The 710-nt window shown below is 52.3% G+C and carries 1 protein-coding gene and 1 pseudogene; both read left to right on the top strand.

Annotation, left to right across the window (positions count from 1 at the left end; translation table 11 throughout):
* Positions 1-2: 2 nt before the first annotated feature.
* Positions 3-233: a Zn-binding domain-containing protein gene (locus tag C457_RS19370; RefSeq protein WP_275039348.1), complete on the top strand. Its 231-nt coding sequence runs from the start codon at positions 3-5 to the stop codon at positions 231-233.
* A 252-nt stretch (positions 234-485) separates the two neighbouring features.
* Positions 486-710: pseudogene (locus C457_RS20810) on the top strand (ribonuclease H-like domain-containing protein); the annotation flags it as partial.

The raw sequence follows: 710 nt of genomic DNA, 5'->3' as shown, positions 1-710 counted from the left end.
CGATTTTCGTCCACGATGGTCATCCAGGTGGAGTAGGACTTACTCGAGAAGCGTTCGGGAAGCTGGAGACAATGCTCGAGCGCACGTTGGAAATGCTCTCTAGCTGTCCCTGTGAAGATGGGTGTCCATCGTGCGTTCACTCGCCGCAATGTGGGAATGCGAATCGGACGCTAAACAAGCGGCTCGCAATCCGTCTTCTGAAGCAACTGTTAGAGGTTCCTGTTCAGCCATAGGGAAGACTATACTCAGTCATTTCAATACTCTATAGATCCACTGGCCGGTGAGAGCATAGTGATTGATAGTTACCACGGACCCTAGTAGATCCACTTCTGAATTCGTCTAAGTCCTAAGATAGGTACATCACAGAGTTGCTAGTCAGAAAGTATAAGCCAGAGGGTTACGATAGTGAGTGTATGACCAACACGCGAAACGAGGCACAACCTGCTGATAGCCAACCGGGACAGGGAACAACCACCCACTGAGACATGGCGGGCGACCTTGGAGTACGTCTGCTTGCTCTCCGGTGTGACGCGCTAGTCGACGCTACGACGACCGCCATCGAAGATCTCGTCGACTACTTCGATGCGGATCTCATCTACATTGTCGAAGAAAAGTTGGATATGCGAACCGTAAGCACTGTCGAGCGTACCGCCTCGTGCCCGGTAATTTACACTCGGGGGAGCGCGGTTCACACTGAGACTGTTGACGGG

The organism is Haloferax prahovense DSM 18310, assembly GCF_000336815.1.
Taxonomy (GTDB): Archaea; Halobacteriota; Halobacteria; order Halobacteriales; family Haloferacaceae; genus Haloferax; species Haloferax prahovense.
This window is presented reverse-complemented; position numbering and strand designations above follow the sequence as displayed.